This is a genomic window from Burkholderia sp. Z1, assembly GCF_014893795.1.
GTDB lineage: Bacteria > Pseudomonadota > Gammaproteobacteria > Burkholderiales > Burkholderiaceae > Burkholderia > Burkholderia theae.
In genome coordinates this window covers 1,004,890-1,023,602 of record NZ_JACFYL010000001.1, presented here as the reverse complement: position 1 = coordinate 1,023,602, position 18,713 = coordinate 1,004,890, and the positions used below count along the sequence as shown (strand labels likewise).

Below are 18,713 nucleotides of genomic sequence, written 5' to 3'. Positions count from 1 at the left end.
GAATCCGTATAAAGAGGACGGGCCGTGCGCCCGCCTGTCGTTCGATCCCGCTTATTGTAAACGCTGCACCGGGCCGTCAAGTGTAAATGACGGTTACATAACAGGGCCGGGAGGCCGAACCGGCCGCCGCGAGCGGTGAAATCGGGCCTGCCGTGCCGTTGCGGGGGCGTGCGGCAACGCGCCGCCGGGCGCCGCCGGCCTCCCTTCGCGCCGCGCCGGCGCGGCAGGCTCGCCGCGAAACGCTATCGCCGCGATTGAAACTCTCGTTCGGCAGCGCAGCAACGGGGCCTTTATAATGCGCGTCTGATACCCATCTATGACGGCATCCCGGTCAACCCGGGCCGTACGGCGAGCCCTACCCCGCCCGCCGCGGCCGTCTCTTACGGATTCGCACATGTCCACGCCCAAACACGCCAAAGTCCTGATTCTCGGTTCCGGCCCCGCCGGCTACACGGCCGCCGTCTACGCGGCTCGCGCCAACCTGTCCCCGGTGCTGATCACCGGCATCGCGCAGGGCGGCCAGCTGATGACCACGACCGACGTCGAAAACTGGCCGGCAGACGCGCAAGGCGTGCAGGGTCCGGAGCTGATGGCGCGCTTCCTCGAGCACGCCGAGCGCTTCAACACCGAAATCGTCTTCGACCACATCCACACCGCGAAACTGCACGAGCAGCCGATCCGCCTGATCGGCGACTCGGGCGAATACACGTGCGACTCGCTGATCATCGCGACCGGCGCATCCGCGCAGTATCTCGGCCTGCCGTCCGAGGAAGCGTTCATGGGCAAGGGCGTGTCGGCCTGCGCGACCTGCGACGGCTTCTTCTATCGCGGCCAGGAAGTCGCGGTGATCGGCGGCGGCAACACGGCCGTCGAGGAAGCGCTCTACCTGACGGGCATCGCGAAGAAGGTCACGGTGATCCATCGCCGCGACAAGTTCCGCGCGGAGCCGATCCTGATCGACCGCCTGCTGGAGAAGGAAAAGGAAGGCGCCGTCGTGATCAAGTGGGATCACGTGCTCGACGAAGTGACGGGCGCGGATTCGGGCGTCACCGGCCTGCGCATCAAGAACGTGAAGACCGGCGCGACGGAAGACCTCAACGTGCAGGGCGTGTTCGTCGCGATCGGCCACAAGCCGAACACCGACCTGTTCCAGGGCCAGCTCGAGATGAAGGACGGCTACATCCTGACGAAGAGCGGCCTGCACGGCAATGCGACGTCGACGAGCGTCGCGGGCGTGTTCGCCGCGGGCGACGTGCAGGACAACGTGTATCGCCAGGCGATCACGAGCGCGGGCACGGGCTGCATGGCCGCGCTCGACGCGCAGCGCTACCTCGAAAGCCTGCACGACAAGAAGTAAGCCGCGAGCCCTGCCGCGCCGGACGCTACAATGGCGTCCGCTGCCGCGAAGCGGGCTTGACCGGAAAGCCGCTGCCGTCGCGCAGCGGCTTTTTTTTGCCCGCGCGCCCGAGCGCGCCTGTCCAGCGTACCGAATCATGGCGAAGAACCAGCCTCACCCGAGCGATCCCGCGAAGCGGAAGATCGCTGCCCGTCCCGCGAACCCCGCGCCGGCCGCCCCGCCGCCCGCGCCCGATCCGGCCGCATTGCGCGGCCAGGGCCTCGCCGGCCTCGGCGCGCTGCGCGCGAACCTGAAAGGCGAAGCCGAGCGCCGCGAACGCACGCGCGTCGAAACCGCGAAGGCCGAGCGCAAGGCCGAGGCCGACGCGAACCTGTTCCGCAACGAAATCGGCACGATCCAGCCGCTGAACGCGCCGCCGCGCGCGGCGGCGGGCCGGATGCCGCCCGACCCGGTGCCGAAGCAGACGCAGCGCGACGAGGAAGACGTGCTGAACGCGACGCTGTCCGACGAATTCGACCCCGAGACGCTGCTCGACAGCGACGACTCGCTGTATTACCACCGCCCCGGCATCAGCCGCGACGTGGTGCGCCGGCTGCGCAGCGGCGCGTGGATCGTGCAGGCGCAGCTCGACCTGCACGGGATGCGTCGCGACGAGGCGCGCGACGCGCTCGCCGAATTCATCCGCGACGCCGGCAAGAAGGGGCTGCGCTGCCTGCGCGTGATCCACGGCAAGGGGCTCGGCTCGATCGGCAAGGAGCCCGTGCTGAAGGGCAAGGTGCGCGCGTGGCTCGTGCAGAAGGAAGAAGTGATCGCGTTCTGCGAGGCGCGCGGCAACGACGGCGGCGCGGGCGCGGTGCTCGTGCTGCTGCAACCGCTCGCGGGCCCCGCCGACCGGGGGCCGCGTGCCGCATCCTAGGCTGACGCTCGCGATCGCGATACTGGAGGCGATCGCCACGCTGGCGTTCGCGATTTCGGGCTTCATCGAGGCGCGCAAGAACCGCCTCGACTCGGTCGGCACCTTCGTCGTCGCACTCGCCACCGCGTTCGGCGGCGGCACGCTGCGCGACATCCTGCTCGAGCGCCGGCCGTTCTACTGGGTCGTGCACGACGACTACGTGATCGTGATCTTCGTGCTCGCGCTGTTCGCGCCGTTCGTGCTGCGGATGCTGTCGCGACTGTCGGCCGAGCGCTTGCTGCTGGTAGCCGACGCGATCGGGCTCGGCATCTTCAGCATCTCGGGCACGGCGATCGCGCTCGACGCCGAAATGCCGCGCTTCATCGCGGTGATGATGGGCGTGATCACGGGCGTGGTCGGCGGGATCGTCCGCGACGTGCTGTGCAACGACATCCCGCTGATCCTGCGCGATTCGCGGCCGTACGCGACCTGTGCGTTCGTCGGCTGCTGGTTCTACCTGCTGCTCGTGTGGCTGCAGTTCGACTCGGTGTACAGCGTGCTGCTCGCGACCGGCTTCATCCTCGCCGCACGGCTGGCGACATTCAAGTTCGACGTGCGGCTGCCGCACTGACTGCCGCGGCATCGACAGCGGCAGCGTCAACCACCGCGCCAAAACAAAAGGGGCCGTTCAACACGGCCCCTTGTCTTTCATTCAGCGCGAACGCCGCATCACGCGATCCGCTCTTCCGACGCCGGATCGAACAGCACGGCCTTCGACACGTCGAACAGCAGCGACTGCGTCTGCCCCGGCTGCGGGTTCGCGGCCGGATGCACACGGCTGACGATCCGCTTGCCGTTCACCTGCGCGAACACGTGCGTGTCCGGCCCGGTCGGCTCGGTCACGTCGACGCGCACGTCGATCGGCTGCAGCTTCGACGCCTCGCCGTGGTGCGCGTTGCGCGCATCGGTGATGCGCTCCGGGCGCAGGCCGAGGATCACCTCGCGGCCGACGTGGCCGTTCATCCGCTTCGCGTCGAACGGCAGCGTCAGCGCGCCGCGCGCGAGGCCCGTGTCGATCTCGAGCGCGATCCCGCTGCCCTGCTCGACCAGCTTGCCGTTGATGAAGTTCATCGGCGGCGCGCCGATGAAACCCGCGACGAACAGGTTCGACGGCGAATCGTAGATCTCCTGCGGCGCGCCGAACTGCTGGACGACGCCGTCCTTCATCACCGCGATCCGGTCGCCGAGCGTCATCGCCTCGATCTGGTCGTGCGTCACGTAGACGATCGTCGTGCCGAGGCGCTGGTGCAGCAGCTTGATTTCCGCGCGCATCTCGATACGCAGCTTCGCGTCGAGGTTCGACAGCGGCTCGTCGAACAGGAACAGCGACGGATCGCGTGCGAGCGCGCGGCCCATCGCGACGCGCTGACGCTGGCCGCCCGACAGCTGGCCCGGCTTGCGATCGAGCAGATGCTGGATCTGCAGCATCTGCGACACGCGGTCGACGATCTGCTGCTGCTCGTGCTTCGGCACCTTGCGGATGTTCAGCCCGAACGAGATGTTCTCGCGCACCGTCATCGACGGATACAGCGCGTACGACTGGAACACCATCGCGATGTCGCGATCCTTCGGCGACAGGTCGTTGACGACCTTGCCGTCGATGCAGATCTCGCCGCTCGTGACCGTCTCGAGCCCGGCGATCATGTTGAGCAGCGTCGATTTCCCGCAGCCCGAACCGCCGACCAGGATCAGGAACTGTCCGTCCTCGATCTCGATGTCGACACCCTTCAGGACCGGCACCCCGTTCGGGTAGGTCTTGTACACGTCACGGATGGAAAGGCTTGCCATGCTGTGAATCCTCTGTCTCGTCTCGCGCGGCGCACTGCGGCGCCGCGTCGGGTTCGTTTCGATGCGCCGCGCGACGTGCGCGGCCGGTTCGTCGTCTCGGATGAAACCGCGCTTACCCCTTCACCGCGCCCGCCGTCAGCCCGCGCACGAAGTAGCGGCCGGCGACGATGTAGACGAGCAGCGTCGGCAGCGCGGCGATGATCGCGCCGGCCATGTCGACGTTGTATTCCTTCACGCCCGTCGACGTGTTGACGAGGTTGTTCAGCGCAACCGTGATCGGCATCGAATCGACGCCGGAAAACACGATCCCGAACAGGAAGTCGTTCCAGATCTGCGTGAATTGCCAGATCAGGCACACCATGAAGATCGGCAGCGACACGGGCAGCAGGATCTTCGTGAAGATCGTGAAGAAGCCCGCGCCGTCGATGCGCGCGGCCTTCACGAGCTCGGACGGCACGCTCACGTAGAAGTTGCGGAAGAACATCGTCGTGAACGCGATCCCGTACACGACGTGCACGAACACGAGGCCGGGAATCGTGTTGGCGAGACCGAGCATCCCCTGCAGGCGCGCCATCGGCAGCAGGATCACCTGGAACGGGATGAAGCAGCCGACCAGCATCATCGTGAACAGCGCGTCCGCGCCGCGAAAGCGCCAGTGCGTGAGCACGTAGCCGTTGAACGCGCCGATCAGCGACGAGATCAGCACGGCCGGGATCACCATCTGCAGCGAGTTCAGGAAGAACGGCTTCATCCCGTCGCAGCGCACGCCGGTACACGCGCCGCTCCATGCCTTCACCCACGGATCGATGGTCCAGCTGGTGGGCGGCGTCAGCAGGTTGCCGGTGCGCAGCTGGTCGAGATCCTTGAACGACGTCGACAGCATCACGTAGATCGGGAACAGGAAATACAGCGCGAACAGGATCAGCGCCGCATAGATCACTGCCCGGCTGATCGTCATCTTAGGCTGCATTGCGGGTGCTCCTCGATTCCATATACATCAGCGGCACCAGCACCGCGACCACGGTCGCGAGCATCATCACCGACGACGCCGCGCCGAGCCCGAGCTGGCCGCGGTTGAACGAAAACGTATACATGAACATCGCCGGCAGCGAAGACGACGTGCCCGGGCCGCCCGCCGTCAGCGCGACGACCAGGTCGAAGGTCTTGATCGTGATGTGGCACAGGATCAGCAGCACCGAGAAGAACACCGGGCGCATGCTCGGGATCACGATCTTGCGGTAGATGGTCGGCAGCGTCGCGCCGTCGACCTGCGCGGCCTTGAAGATCTCGGCATCGACGCCGCGCAGCCCCGCGAGGAACAGCGCCATCACGAACCCGGTCGACTGCCAGACGGCCGCGATCACCACACAGAAGATCGCCTTGTCCGGATCGCCGAGCCAGTCAAACGAGAAACTCGTCCAGCCCCAGTCGTGCATCACCTTCTCGAGGCCGAGGCCCGGGTTCAGGATCCACTGCCACGCGGTGCCGGTGACGATGAACGACAGCGCCATCGGGTACAGGAAGATCGCGCGCAGCGCGCCTTCGTTGCGGATCCGCTGGTCGAGCAGGATCGCGAGGAACAGCCCGAGCGCGACGCAGACCGCGATGAACGGAATCCCGAACCAGCCGAGGTTCGCGGCGGAGGTCCACCACACATCGTTCTGGAACAGGTCCGAGTAACGGCCGAAGCCGTCGAATTCGTAGTTCGGCAACAGCCGCGAGTTGGTCAGCGACAGATAGCCGGTAATCAGGATGAAGCCGTAGATGAACACCACGGCAATCGCGACGCTCGGCGCAAGCACGAGCTTCGGAATCCAGCGATCGGCGAAGGCCGACATCGGCGATGTACGCCGCGCGGCGGGAGCGCCGGATCCGTTTCCGCTAAGAGGGGCAGCCACTTGATTCGACTCCTGGAACGAGGGCGGCGCAGGCCGGGCCGGCGCCGGTTACGGCACGGGCTCGCGGGCGAGCCCGTTTGCTGCACATGCAAAAACGCCCGGCCGATGAAGCGCTTCCGGCCGGGCGCCTGTCGCGTGTTACTTGACCTTCGCGGCCTTCGCGAGCGCGGCGACCGCGCTCTTCGAATCCTGCTGCGAGTTCATGAACTTCGTCACGACGTCCGTGATCGCGCCGGCGGTCGCGTCGCTCTGCGCCATCCCGTGCGCGAGCGACGGCACGAAGCCGCCCGACTTGATCGCGGTCTGCTCGTCGGCATACGACTTCTTCGCGCAGTCGTCGAACTTGTCCATCTTCACGCCGAGGCGCACCGGCACCGAGCCCTTCAGCAGGCTGAACTGCTCCTGGAAGTCCGGCGTCATGATCGTCTTCGCGAGCGCGAGCTGGCCCGCCGTCGCGGCCTTCTCGCCCTTCTGCTGGAAGAACACGAACGAATCGACGTTGAACGTGTACGAATTCGCGGTGCCCGGCACCGCCGCGCAGATGTAGTCCTTGCCCGCCTTCTTGCCCGCGTTCTCGAACTCGCCCTTCGCCCAGTCGCCCATGAACTGCATGCCGGCCTTGCCGTTGATCACCATCGCGGTCGCGAGGTTCCAGTCACGGCCGTTGCGGCCGGTATCGAAGTAGCCCTGGATCTTGCGCACCGTGTCGAACACGGACAGCATCTGCGGCGACGTCAGCGTCGCCTGGTCGAGGTCGACCAGCGCCTTCTTGTAGAACGCCGGGCCCTGCGACAGCACGACGTCTTCCCACAGCGTCAGGTCCTGCCACGGCTGGCCGCCCATCGCGACCGGCTGGATGCCCGCGGCCTTCAGCTTGTCGGCCACCGCGAAGAATTCAGGCCAGGTGGTCGGCACTTTCGCGCCGATCTTGTCGAGCGCGGCCTTGTTGATGTACAGCCAGTTCACGCGGTGCACCGAGAACGGCGCGGCAACGGTGTGGCCCTTGTACTTGATGATCTTGTCGATTTCCGGCGGCAGGTTCTGCTTCCAGTCGCCGGCGGCGGAATCGATGTTGACGAGCACGCCCTGGTCGGCCCAGTCCTGGATCAGCGGGCCCTTGATCTGCGCGGCCGACGGTGCGTCGCCGCTGATCACCTTGGTCTTCAGCGCCGTCATCGCCGCGGCACCCGCGCCGCCCGCGACCGCGAAGTCCTTCCACACGTAGCCCTGCTTCTGCAGGTCGTCCTTCAGCACGCCGACGGCCTTCGACTCGCCGCCCGAGGTCCACCAGTGCAGCACCGTTACATTCTCGGCTGCCTGCGCCGCCACGGCGCCAGCCATCAGACCTGCCGCGCAGAGCGCACCCATGATCGAGCGAACTTTCATTACTTATCTCCTCCAGACTGAATCAACTCGTGAGGTTCCCTGACCGGGAACCGGCTTCTTGATAACGACGGGGAAATCGAGCCGCGGGACGCATGCAGCGTACGGGCCGATGACCGGCCGGGCTCTTACAGAAAGCGTGAATCGAGATTCAACGGCGTGTCTCCTCTTTGTGTTTCTGGCCCGCCGCGATGCTGCGACGCGAGCCCGGGGCCGACGGTGCGCGAACGATGCGCGCCATCAATGTCCGATAACATTCGGCACAAGGCGCTCCCGAAGACGAAGCTCGCGCAGTTCATCGACCGCACTTCTTTTTTTCTTCGCCCAGGTGCTACCCCTTGCGGCGAATTGTAGTTAAACTACAATTCAGTGTCAAAAATATTTTTATCGCACTACGGATCGCTTCCCAGCACCCCAACCCGGCGGAGACACATGCATACCGATTCCAGCTTTACCTTCGTACTTTTCGGCGGCACCGGCGATCTGTCGATGCGCAAGATCCTGCCTGCGCTGTTCGAAGCGCATCGCGCGAACATGCTGGCGGAGAGCGGCCGGATCGTCGCAGTGGCGCGGCACGAATCGGATCGGGCGGGTTATCTCGAGTGGGTCGATACGCATGTGAAGCCGCATGCGGCCAAGGCGGCCGGCACCACGCTCGACGAAGCCGCGTGGAAATCCTTCCTCGATCGCATCGAGTACGTGAAGCTCGATCTCGGCCGCGCGGAAGACTACGTCGTGCTGCGCGACGCGATCGCGTCGCTGCCCGGCATTCGTGTGTTTTATCTCGCGACGGGCCCGTCGCTGTTCGTGCCGATCTGCAACGCGCTCGCGTCGGTCGGGCTGAACGAAGGCTCGCGCATCGTGCTCGAGAAGCCGCTCGGCTACGACCTGCGCTCGTCGAATGCGATCAACGACGCGGTCGGCGAGATCTTCGCGGAAGACCAGATCTACCGGATCGACCACTACCTCGGCAAGGAGCCGGTGCAGAACCTGCTCGCGCTGCGTTTCGGCAACGCGCTGTTCGAGCCGCTGTGGCGCCGCGAATGGGTCGAGAGCATCCAGATCACGATCGCCGAGGAGCTCGGCGTCGAGGCGCGCGGCGATTTCTACGACAATACGGGCGCGCTGCGCGACATGGTGCAGAACCACCTGCTGCAGCTGCTGTCGATCGTCGCGATGGAGCCGCCGCATTCGATGGATTCCGACTCGGTACGCGACGAAAAGCTGCGCGTGCTGCGCGCGCTGAAGCCGATCGATCCGCGCGATATCGGCAAGGTCGCCGTGCGCGGCCAGTATCATGCGGGCGTGATCAAGGGCGCGCAGGTGCCGGCCTACGCGACCGAACCGGGCGTGAAGCCCGACAGCGCGACCGAAACCTTCGTCGCGCTGAAGGTCGAGATCGAGAACTGGCGCTGGGCCGGCGTGCCGTTTTTCCTGCGCACCGGTAAGCGTCTCGCCGACCGTGTCGCGGAGATCGTCGTCAACTTCCGCCCGGTGCCGCACTCGGCGCTCGGACCGACCGCGCTGCGCGCCGGTTCGAACCGCCTTGTGATCCGGCTGCAGCCGAACGAGACGATCCGCCTGTACTGCCTCGCGAAGCAGCCCGGCGAAGGGATGAACCTCGCGAGCGTGCACCTCGACCTCGCGTTCGACCAGTTCTTCAAGGAAGGACAGATGGAGGCGTACCAGCGCCTGCTGCTCGACGTGATCAATGGCCGGCTCGCGCTGTTCGTGCGTCGCGACGAACAGGAAGCCGCATGGCGCTGGGTCGAGCCTATCCTGAACGAATGGGCGCGCTCGCTGAAGCCGCCGAAGCCGTACGCGGCGGGCACGTGGGGGCCGGCCGCGGCGAGTGCGATGCTCGCGCAGCACGACACCTGCTGGCTCGAGGAAGAAAACTGATGCAGACCGTTGCCGTGCGCGCGACCGCGTCCGGCAACGTGCCCCACGATTCATACGATTTAAATAGACAAAGCAGTCCGGAGGAGATGTGATCGAGATCCACGCTTTCGACACCCAGGAAGCGCAAAGCGAAGCGCTCGCGCGCGCCGTCGGCGACGCGCTGCGCGCGGCGCTCGCCGACCCCGCGCGGCCGACGCTCGCGGTGTCCGGCGGCACGAGCCCGCGCCCGTTCCTGCAAACGCTGTCGCATGCGGCGCTCGACTGGGCCGGCGTCGACGTCACGCTGGTCGACGACCGCTGGGTGCCGGAAGGCGACGCGGCGAGCAACGCGCACCTGGTGCGCGACACGCTGCTGCAGCACGCGGCGGCCCCCGCCCGCTTCCTGCCGCTCGTCGACACACGCACGTCGCTCGACGCGCACGTCGCCGCGCTGAACGCGAATGCCGACTACCGCGTGCCGAACGTCGCGGTGCTCGGCATGGGCGAAGACGGCCACACCGCATCGATCTTCGCCGACGCACCCGAATGGGACCACGCGATCGCGACGCCCGAGCGTTTCGTCGCCGTGCATCCCGGCGCTGCGCCGCATGCGCGCGTCAGCTTTTCGCTCGATGCGCTCAAGCGCGTCGACCGGCTGTTCCTGCTGATCGCGGGCCCCGCCAAGCGCGACGTGCTCGACGCCGCGGCCGCGTCGCTGCAGAAGAACGCGATTTCCCAACTGGCCAACGACAAGGGGACCCAGCTCGATGTCTACTGGTGCGCAAAGTAAGGCGGTCGTCGCGAGTCAGCATGCCGACGGCCCGCGCCTGCTCGCGGATGTCGGCGGCACCAACGCGCGCTTCGCGCTGGAAACCGGCCCGGGCGAGATCACGCAGATTCGCGTGTATCCCGGCGCCGATTACCCGACGATCACCGACGCGATCCGCAAGTACCTGAAGGACGTGAAGATCAGCCGCGTGAATCACGCGGCGATCGCGATCGCCAATCCGGTCGACGGCGACCAGGTCACGATGACCAACCACGACTGGAGCTTCTCGATCGAGGCGACGCGCCGTGCGCTCGGCTTCGACACGCTGCTCGTCGTCAACGATTTCACCGCGCTCGCGATGGCGTTGCCGGGCCTGACCGATGCGCAGCGCGTGCAGGTCGGCGGCGGCGCGCGGCGCCAGAACAGCGTGATCGGGCTGCTCGGGCCCGGCACCGGGCTCGGCGTGTCGGGGCTGATTCCGGCCGACGACCGCTGGATCGCGCTCGGCAGCGAAGGCGGCCACGCGTCGTTCGCGCCGCAGGACGAGCGTGAGGATCTGGTGCTGCAGTACGCGCGCAAGAAGTTTCCGCACGTGTCGTTCGAGCGTGTGTGCGCGGGCCCCGGCATGGAGATCATCTATCGCGCGCTCGCCGCGCGCGACAAGAAACGCGTCGCCGCGACCATCGACACGGTGGAGATCGTCGAACGCGCGCATGCGGGCGACGCGCTCGCGCTCGAGACGGTCGAATGCTTCTGCGGGATTCTCGGCGCGTTCGCCGGCAGCGTCGCGCTGACGCTCGGCGCGCTCGGCGGCGTCTACATCGGCGGCGGCGTCGCGCTGAAGCTCGGCGAACTGTTCACGCGCTCGTCGTTCCGCGCGCGCTTCGAGGCGAAGGGCCGTTTCACGCACTATCTCGAGAACATCCCGACCTACCTGATCACCGCCGAATACCCGGCGTTCCTCGGCGTGTCGGCGATCCTCGCGGAGCAGCTGTCGAACCGCTCGGGCGGCGCATCGTCGGCCGTGTTCGAACGGATCCGCCAGATGCGCGACGCGCTGACGCCGGCCGAGCGCCGTGTCGCCGATCTCGCGCTGAACCACCCGCGCTCGATCATCAACGACCCGATCGTCGACATCGCGCGCAAGGCCGACGTGAGCCAGCCGACGGTGATCCGCTTCTGCCGCTCGCTCGGTTGCCAGGGGCTGTCGGACTTCAAGCTGAAGCTCGCCACCGGCCTCACCGGCACGATCCCGATGAGCCACAGCCAGGTGCATCTCGGCGACACGGCCACCGACTTCGGCGCGAAGGTGCTCGACAACACGGTGTCGGCGATCCTGCAGCTGCGCGAACACCTGAATTTCGAACACGTCGAGAACGCGATCGAGATCCTGAACGGCGCGCGGCGTATCGAGTTCTATGGGCTCGGCAACTCGAACATCGTCGCGCAGGACGCGCACTACAAGTTCTTCCGCTTCGGGATTCCGACGATCGCGTACGGCGACCTGTACATGCAGGCCGCGTCGGCCGCGCTGCTCGGCAAGGGCGACGTGATCGTCGCGGTGTCGAAGTCGGGGCGCGCGCCCGAGTTGCTGCGCGTGCTCGATGTCGCGATGCAGGCCGGCGCGAAGGTGATCGCGATCACGTCGAGCAACACGCCGCTCGCGAAGCGTGCGACCGTCGCGCTCGAGACCGACCACATCGAGATGCGCGAGTCGCAGCTGTCGATGATCTCGCGGATCCTGCATCTGCTGATGATCGACATTCTCGCGGTCGGCGTCGCGATCCGCCGCGCGTCGACGAACGGCGAGCTGCCCGAGGCCGTCGCGCAGGCGAAGGCGCGCGCGAACGACGACGAAACGGCCGACGTGCTCGACTGGCTGAGCCACGGCGCGTCGCCGGCGGCGAAGGACGTCGCGCGGGACTGATGCACGGTGCGGCGTCGGCCGCTTCCTGCACGCCAAACAAAAACGCCACCGGCGCATCGCGCGCGGTGGCGTTTTTCCTTGTGCCTTCCGGCTGCCGGTTCAGGCGCCCGCTTTCACCGGCCGCCCGTGCCAGCGCAGCACGAGGTAGCGGCCGGCGAAACACAGCACGCCCGACACGCCGATCGTCACGCCCATCGCGAACGGCGTGCCGTCCGCGAGTGCGCCGATCGCGACGCTCGCGAGCGCGCCGAGCGCGAGCTGCATCGCGCCGAACACGGCCGCCGACGCGCCCGCGTTGTGCGGATAACGATGCATGAGGTCGGTCGTGCAGTTCGCGGACAGGATCCCGACCACGCCGACGACGAAGAACAGGCACACGACGATCGACCACAGCCCGCCCCACCCGGTCAGCGCGACGAGCGCGACCGCGAGCGACGCGATGCAGCTCACGAGCGACGCGGCCGCGATGATGCGCAGCGAGCCGATGCGGCCGACGAGCCGCGTGTTCGCGAAGTTGCCGATCATGATCCCGACGACGTTCAGGCCGAACAGCAGCCCGTAGTGTTGCGGCGACACGTGGAAATACTCGATGTACACGAACGGCGTCGCAGTGATGTACGAGAACATCGACGCGAACGCCATCCCGCCGCACAGCATGTGCCCCCACGCAACAGGATCGGACAGGATGCGCCCGTACGATGCGAACGACGCGAGCACGGCCGTGCTCTTGCGCCGCTCCTTCGGCCAGGTTTCGGGCACGCGCAGGTACGCGGTCGCCGCGCACACCGCGCCGAACACCGCCAGCACGACGAACACGCCGCGCCAGCCGGAGAAGCGCAGGATCTGGCCGCCGATGAGCGGCGCGAGCAGCGGCCCGACTGCGGTGACGATCGCGACCATCGACAGCACCTTCGCCGCGTCGCTCGGCTCGTGCGCGTCGCGCGCGATCGCACGGGCAAGCACCGACGCGGCGCCGGCGCCGAGCGCCTGCAGGAAACGCACGAGGATCAGCATGTCGATCGAGCCCGACACGAAGCAGCCGATGCTCGCGAGCGTGAACAGCGCGATGCCGCCGAGCAGCACCGGACGGCGGCCCCACGTATCGGACAGCGGACCGTACAGCAGCATGCCGACCGAAAAGCCGGCCATGAAGCTCGTCAGCGTGCGCTGCGCGGCGCCGGGGCTGACGGAGAAGCCGTCGGCGATCGACGGCAGGCTCGGCAGGTACATGTCGGTGGCAATCGGCCCGCAGGCGGCGAGCGCGCCGAGCAACAGGATCAGCCGGGCATCGGGCCGGCGCCGGACGACGTGAGACATGGGTATCCGGAATGGAGCCCGCGCGCATCGGGGCGCGCGTGGCGGTGAAGACGGGAGGCCGCGCCGTGGATGGCGCGCTCGGGCCCATGATTGTACGCGCAACTTTTTCACGGCCGCCGGCCGTGTGCGGCGGCGGGCCCGGAAGCACCGCCGCGCGAGATCGCCGCGGATTCGATTAAGCTTGCGGCTCTCGTCTGACCAATCCGACGCACGATCGAACCGATGACCGCTTTCCTGCTGATCTGGAGCCCCAAGAAATGGCCATGGCCCGAGCTGCCCGACGTCGCCGCGCGCGTGAAGGCCGGCGAGGCCGTGCATGACGTGTGGGGCTGCGGCTTCGCGCGCGGCATCCTGCCGGGCGACCGCGTGTTCCTGCACCGCGTCGCGAAGGAGCCCAAGGGTGTGTTCGGCTCCGGCTACGTGACGCGCGCGCCTTACGAGGTGCCCGACGCGACGACGAAACGCGGCTACCGGCTGTGCATCGACTTCGTGTACGACTGGCTGGTCGACGCGCACCAGGACGTCGTGATCGCGCGCGACGCGCTGCGCATCCATCCGTACTCGGTACAGACCTGGGATGCGCAATCATCCGGCACGTCGATCAAGCCGATGGTCGAGGGTCCGCTCGAGAAGCGCTGGGCCGAACTGACCGGCAAGCGCAAGCCGCCGCGATAACCGGGCCGGTAGCCGGGTCGAATCGCACCCTCCTTTCCGGCCCGCGCAATCCCCCACGCGCCGAAAGGCCGCAGACCGGCCCGCGGGCCCGCCGAGCGCGTCTCCGGTACAATCAGACGATCGTTCCGCCCAGGCGCCGCGGCCCGTGCACAGGCCCCCGCGCCCTTCTCTCGCAGGTTTCGTCCATGTCCAACAATCAGATCCTCTTCGAACGCGCCCAGAAGACCATTCCCGGCGGCGTCAACTCGCCGGTGCGCGCATTCCGTTCGGTCGGCGGCACGCCGCGTTTCGTCGCGCGCGCGCAAGGCCCGTATTTCTGGGATGCCGACGGCAAGCAGTACATCGACTACATCGGCTCCTGGGGCCCGATGATCGTCGGCCACGTCCATCCGGAAGTGCTGTCGGCCGTGCAGAACGTGCTCGCCGACGGCTTCTCGTTCGGCGCGCCGACCGAAGCCGAGATCGAGATCGCCGAGGAAATCTGCAAGCTGGTGCCGTCGATCGAACAGGTGCGGATGGTGTCGAGCGGCACCGAGGCCACGATGAGCGCGCTGCGTCTCGCGCGCGGCTTCACGGGCCGCAGCCGCATCGTCAAGTTCGAGGGCTGCTACCACGGCCACGCGGACAGCCTGCTCGTGAAGGCCGGCTCGGGCCTGCTGACGTTCGGCAACCCGACGTCGGCCGGCGTGCCCGCCGACATCGCGAAGCACACGACCGTCCTCGAATACAACAACGTCGCCGCGCTCGAAGAAGCATTCGGCGCGTTCGGCGACGAGATCGCCGCGGTGATCGTCGAGCCCGTCGCGGGCAACATGAACCTCGTGCGCGGCACGCCCGAATTCCTGAACGCGCTGCGCGCGCTGTGCACGAAGCACGGCGCCGTGCTGATCTTCGACGAGGTGATGTGCGGGTTCCGCGTCGCGCTCGGCGGCGCGCAGGCGTATTACGGGATCACGGCCGACCTCACCTGCCTCGGCAAGGTGATCGGCGGCGGGATGCCGGCCGCTGCGTTCGGCGGCCGCCGCGACATCATGGCCCACCTCGCACCGCTCGGCGGCGTCTACCAGGCCGGCACGCTGTCGGGCAACCCGATCGCGGTCGCCGCGGGGCTGAAGACGCTGCAGCTGATCCAGGCGCCGGGCTTCTACGACGCGCTCACCGCACAGACGAAGCGTCTCGCCGACGGCCTCGCCGCGGAAGCGCGCGCCGCCGGCGTGCCGTTCGCGGCCGACTCGATCGGCGCGATGTTCGGCCTCTACTTCGCCGAGCGCGTGCCGACCAGCTTCGCGGAAGTCACGAAGAGCGACACCGAGCGCTTCAATCGTTTCTTCCACCTGATGCTCGACGAGGGTGTGTACTTCGCGCCGTCCGCGTACGAAGCCGGCTTCGTGTCGAGCACGCACGACGACGCGGTGATCGACGCGACGCTCGCGGCCGCGCGCCGCGCGTTCGCGGCACTCGCCGCCTGACCCGGGTCCGCGCGCATGTTCTCGGATACCGATTTCGCCCACATGCAGCGTGCGCTCGCGCTCGCCGCGCGCGGCATGTATACGACGGCGCCGAACCCGCGCGTCGGCTGCGTGATCGTCAAGGACGGCGACGTGATCGGCGAAGGCTTCACGCAGCCGGCCGGCCAGGATCACGCGGAAGTGCAGGCGCTGAAGGACGCACGCTCGCGCGGCCATGATGTCGCGGGCTCGACCGTCTACGTGACGCTCGAGCCGTGCAGCCATTTCGGCCGCACGCCGCCGTGCGCGAACGCGCTGATCGAAGCGCGCGTCGCGAAGGTCGTCGCGGCGATGGAAGACCCGAATCCGCAGGTGTCGGGGCGCGGCCTCGGCATGTTGCGCGACGCGGGCATCGACGTGCGCTGCGAACTGCTCGCGCATGAAGCTGGCGAGCTGAACATCGGCTTCGTGTCGCGGATGACGCGCGGTCGCCCGTGGGTGCGGATGAAGACCGCCGCGTCGCTCGACGGCCGCACCGCGCTGCCGTCCGGCGAAAGCCAGTGGATCACCGGCGAGGCCGCACGCCTCGACGGGCACGCGTGGCGCGCGCGCGCCTGCGCGATCCTCACCGGCATCGGCACCGTGCGCGAGGACAACCCGCTCCTGACCGTGCGCGACATCGACACGCCGCGCCAGCCGCAGCGCGTGCTGGTCGACAGCCGCCTCGACCTGCCGCTCGACGCGCGGCTGCTCGAGGGCGCGCCGCTGCTGATTTTCTGCGGCCAGCTCGACGCCAGCGTCGAAGCGCGCGCGAACGTGCTGAGGGCGCGCGGCGCGGAAATCGTGCCGCTCGTGAATGCGCACGGCAAGGTCGACCTGCCCGCAATGCTGTCGACGCTCGGCGCACGCGGCGTCAACGAGTTGCACGTCGAGGCCGGCCACAAGCTGAACGGGTCGCTGCTGCGCGAACAGTGCGTCGACGAATTGCTCGTCTATCTCGCGCCGAGCCTGCTGGGCGCCGACGCGGCCGGCATGTTCGACCTCGCCGCGCCGGCGAGTCTCGCCGCACGCACGCGACTGACGTTTCACGGGGTCGAGCGGATCGGCGACGACCTGCGGATCCTGGCGCGCTTCGCGCCGCCCGACGCGTCTCATTGAACGGAATCGTCACGATGTTCACCGGAATTGTCGCGGCTGTCGGCCGCATCGAATCGATCCAGCCGCTCGGCACGTCGACCGATGCCGGCGTGCGCCTGACGGTGCTGGCCGGTGGGCTCGACCTCGCCGATGTCGCGCTGGGCGACAGCATCGCGATCCAGGGCGCGTGCATGACGGTGATCGAAAAGACCGACACCGCGTTCGATGTCGACGTATCGCGCGAAAGCCTGAACCGCACAGTCGGTCTCGCCGAACCCGGTGACGTGAATCTCGAGAAGGCGCTGCGCGCGCACGACCGCCTCGGCGGGCACATCGTGTCGGGCCACGTCGACGGCCTCGGCACCGTGTCGCGCTTCGCGCCGGTCGGCGAGTCGCACGAACTGCGGATCGTCGCGCCGCGCGAGCTCGGCCGCTATCTCGCGTACAAGGGGTCGATCACGGTCAACGGCGTGAGCCTGACCGTCAACACGATCGACGATCGCGCGGACGGCTGCGAATTCTCGATCAACCTGATTCCGCACACGGTCGAGGTCACGACGCTGCGCCACGTGAAGACCGGCGACAAGGTCAACCTCGAAGTCGACATGATTGCGCGGTATGTGGAGCGGATGCTGTCGACGTCGCAGGGCGCCCATCAGGACTGATCGCGCCGGCGCTCGCCGAAACGGCGGTTAACGACCCGATGACCGGGCCCTGACTGCCGCCGCATTCCTTCATCCTTCTTGCCGTCGCCCGCTGGCTTTCCGCAGGCGATCAGGCATCCGCACCCTCTTCCCCCGCGCGCGCCAGAATCGTCGCGAGCAACTGCCGGACATGCTCGCGCGCCGCACGCTCCGCGGCATCCGCGTCGCGCTTCGCGATCATGTCGAACACCTGCCGATGTTCGGCGACATTCCCGCCCAGTCGCTCCCAGTCGTCCATCGGGCTCGCACCGCCCGCACACATCGTCTGCACCTGCGCATACAGCGCCCTGAGCGACGTCTCGATCGTCGAATTGCGCGCCGTCGCGAGCAACCCGTGGTGAAAGTCGAGGTTGGCGATGCGGTACGCGTCGCCGTCGTGCGTCGCGACCGCGCGCGCCTGTCGCGACAGCGCTTCATCCAGTGCTGCGTGATCGTCGGGCGTCATGCGCTGCGCCGCCAGACGCGCGGCCATGCCTTCGAGCGCCTCGCGCGCCTCGAAGATGGCGACGATCCGCGCGCGGTCAAAGGCAATGACGAAGACACCCTGGCGCGGCACGACCTGCAGCAGCCCCTCGGCCTCCAGGCGCGACACTGCTGCCCACACGGGCGAGCGGCTGATGCCGAGATCGCGCGACAGCGCTTCGATGCTGATCTTCTCGCCCGCCGCGAAGCGCGCTTCGTCGACCAGCATCTCCCTGATCGCCCCATATGCGTCGCGCCCCAGTGTCGTGCGTTCGAGCATGGCGCGCGTCATGCGGACCTCCGGCGACGTGCGATGTGGAGCCCTTTGCCGACCGGCACGATCGTCGTGTCGAACTGCCGCGACGCATCGACCGCGGCAAGATAGCCGGCGATCTCGTCCGGATGGGACAGCGCGTTGTCCGCGACGAGCAGCGCGTCGGGCGTCAGCTTCGGCAACAGGTGCGCGAGCTGCCGCGGCGCGCTCACGCGGTCCGCATCGAAGAACACGCAGTCGAACGGGCCGGTCACGGCCGCGCAGACCTGCGTCGCATCGCCTTCGATCACTTGCGCCCAGTCCTGCAGCGACGCCGCGCGCAGGTTGGCCCTCGCCTGCTCGGCCTTGTCGGGCGAAAACTCGACGGTGACGAGCGGCTGCCCGTCCGTTTCGCGCAGCGCATGCGCGAGCCAGATCGCGCTGTAACCGTTGGACGTGCCGATCTCGAGCACGCGCCGACGCCGCGCGCCGGTGACGAGCAGGTACAGCAGCTCGGCCGTGGGCGGCTCGAGATTGAGCATCTTGCGGCTGCGGTCGTCCATCCGCGCGTCGTTGTCCTGGCCGAAGGACGCCAGCCGGGCCAGTACGGCCGACGCACCGCTGTCGAGTTCGATCATGCGGGTCCCCATTGCTTCATGTTTCGTGTTTCATGATACAAGCTTTTTCGCTTCGACGTGCAACGCCGGCGAGGGCCGGCATCGTTCGCGCGCAAGCAGGACGAACCGTATCGCGCCCGCC

The 18,713-nt window shown here is 67.7% G+C and carries 17 protein-coding genes; 10 read left to right on the top strand and 7 right to left on the bottom strand.

The window, feature by feature from the left end:
* The first annotated feature begins 394 nt into the window (after positions 1 to 394).
* The 3 genes from trxB (at position 395) to H3H55_RS04680 (ending at position 2,883) form a co-directional block, all read left to right on the top strand.
* Entirely contained in the window at positions 395 to 1,357 is a 963-nt protein-coding gene (gene trxB, locus H3H55_RS04690) for a thioredoxin-disulfide reductase (protein WP_193097829.1), read from the top strand.
* Between the two features lie 136 nt (positions 1,358 to 1,493).
* On the top strand, positions 1,494 to 2,273 hold the full coding sequence (locus H3H55_RS04685) for a Smr/MutS family protein (RefSeq protein WP_129513946.1): 780 nt from the start codon (positions 1,494 to 1,496) through the stop codon (positions 2,271 to 2,273).
* Entirely contained in the window at positions 2,260 to 2,883 is a 624-nt protein-coding gene (locus tag H3H55_RS04680) for a trimeric intracellular cation channel family protein (RefSeq protein WP_048243127.1), read from the top strand. Before H3H55_RS04685 ends, H3H55_RS04680 begins: the two co-directional genes overlap by 14 nt.
* A gap of 98 nt (positions 2,884 to 2,981) precedes the next feature.
* Here H3H55_RS04680 and H3H55_RS04675 read toward each other — a convergent pair whose 3' ends face one another.
* The 4 genes from H3H55_RS04675 to H3H55_RS04660 all read right to left on the bottom strand — a co-directional run bounded on the left by H3H55_RS04675 (position 2,982) and on the right by H3H55_RS04660 (position 7,384).
* Entirely contained in the window at positions 2,982 to 4,100 is a 1,119-nt protein-coding gene (locus tag H3H55_RS04675) for an ABC transporter ATP-binding protein (protein WP_193097828.1), read from the bottom strand.
* A 112-nt stretch (positions 4,101 to 4,212) separates the two neighbouring features.
* Complete coding sequence (locus H3H55_RS04670; RefSeq protein ID WP_048243129.1) at positions 4,213 to 5,070, bottom strand: carbohydrate ABC transporter permease; 858 nt, start codon at positions 5,068 to 5,070, stop codon at positions 4,213 to 4,215.
* Positions 5,060 to 5,998: a carbohydrate ABC transporter permease gene (locus H3H55_RS04665; protein WP_129513944.1), complete on the bottom strand. Its 939-nt coding sequence runs from the start codon at positions 5,996 to 5,998 to the stop codon at positions 5,060 to 5,062. Before H3H55_RS04665 ends, H3H55_RS04670 begins: the two co-directional genes overlap by 11 nt.
* 138 nt (positions 5,999 to 6,136) lie before the next feature.
* Entirely contained in the window at positions 6,137 to 7,384 is a 1,248-nt protein-coding gene (locus H3H55_RS04660; protein WP_193097827.1) for an ABC transporter substrate-binding protein, read from the bottom strand.
* A 429-nt stretch (positions 7,385 to 7,813) separates the two neighbouring features.
* Between H3H55_RS04660 and zwf the strand changes: the two genes are divergently transcribed.
* From zwf to H3H55_RS04645, 3 genes are all read left to right on the top strand, one after another.
* Positions 7,814 to 9,283, top strand: a complete 1,470-nt coding sequence (zwf, locus tag H3H55_RS04655; RefSeq protein ID WP_193097826.1) for a glucose-6-phosphate dehydrogenase — start codon at positions 7,814 to 7,816, stop codon at positions 9,281 to 9,283.
* Between the two features lie 88 nt (positions 9,284 to 9,371).
* Positions 9,372 to 10,052 carry a 6-phosphogluconolactonase gene (pgl, locus tag H3H55_RS04650; RefSeq protein WP_193097825.1) on the top strand — a complete coding sequence of 227 codons (681 nt, stop codon included), beginning with the start codon at positions 9,372 to 9,374 and terminating at the stop codon, positions 10,050 to 10,052.
* Positions 10,030 to 11,958, top strand: coding sequence for a bifunctional transcriptional regulator/glucokinase (locus tag H3H55_RS04645; RefSeq protein WP_129513941.1), 1,929 nt, complete (start codon positions 10,030 to 10,032; stop codon positions 11,956 to 11,958). The genes pgl and H3H55_RS04645 overlap by 23 nt, the downstream gene beginning before the upstream one ends.
* A 99-nt stretch (positions 11,959 to 12,057) precedes the next feature.
* Here H3H55_RS04645 and H3H55_RS04640 read toward each other — a convergent pair whose 3' ends face one another.
* Complete coding sequence (locus H3H55_RS04640; protein WP_193097824.1) at positions 12,058 to 13,275, bottom strand: Bcr/CflA family multidrug efflux MFS transporter; 1,218 nt, start codon at positions 13,273 to 13,275, stop codon at positions 12,058 to 12,060.
* Between the two features lie 222 nt (positions 13,276 to 13,497).
* Between H3H55_RS04640 and H3H55_RS04635 the strand changes: the two genes are divergently transcribed.
* The 4 genes from H3H55_RS04635 (at position 13,498) to H3H55_RS04620 (ending at position 17,200) form a co-directional block, all read left to right on the top strand.
* Positions 13,498 to 13,950: a hypothetical protein gene (locus tag H3H55_RS04635; RefSeq protein WP_193097823.1), complete on the top strand. Its 453-nt coding sequence runs from the start codon at positions 13,498 to 13,500 to the stop codon at positions 13,948 to 13,950.
* A gap of 185 nt (positions 13,951 to 14,135) precedes the next feature.
* Positions 14,136 to 15,419, top strand: coding sequence for a glutamate-1-semialdehyde 2,1-aminomutase (hemL, locus tag H3H55_RS04630; RefSeq protein ID WP_014897811.1), 1,284 nt, complete (start codon positions 14,136 to 14,138; stop codon positions 15,417 to 15,419).
* A 15-nt stretch (positions 15,420 to 15,434) separates the two neighbouring features.
* A complete protein-coding gene (ribD, locus tag H3H55_RS04625; protein ID WP_193097822.1) occupies positions 15,435 to 16,556 on the top strand; it encodes a bifunctional diaminohydroxyphosphoribosylaminopyrimidine deaminase/5-amino-6-(5-phosphoribosylamino)uracil reductase RibD in 1,122 nt (373 codons plus the stop codon).
* Between the two features lie 14 nt (positions 16,557 to 16,570).
* The gene (locus tag H3H55_RS04620) at positions 16,571 to 17,200 is read left to right on the top strand and encodes a riboflavin synthase (RefSeq protein ID WP_193097821.1); all 630 of its coding nucleotides are present in this window, start codon (positions 16,571 to 16,573) and stop codon (positions 17,198 to 17,200) included.
* A gap of 109 nt (positions 17,201 to 17,309) precedes the next feature.
* Here H3H55_RS04620 and H3H55_RS04615 read toward each other — a convergent pair whose 3' ends face one another.
* Both H3H55_RS04615 and H3H55_RS04610 read right to left on the bottom strand, forming a co-directional pair.
* A complete protein-coding gene (locus H3H55_RS04615) occupies positions 17,310 to 17,993 on the bottom strand; it encodes a GntR family transcriptional regulator (protein ID WP_193097820.1) in 684 nt (227 codons plus the stop codon).
* Entirely contained in the window at positions 17,990 to 18,592 is a 603-nt protein-coding gene (locus H3H55_RS04610; RefSeq protein WP_193097819.1) for an O-methyltransferase, read from the bottom strand. The genes H3H55_RS04615 and H3H55_RS04610 overlap by 4 nt, the downstream gene beginning before the upstream one ends.
* Positions 18,593 to 18,713: the final 121 nt, after the last annotated feature.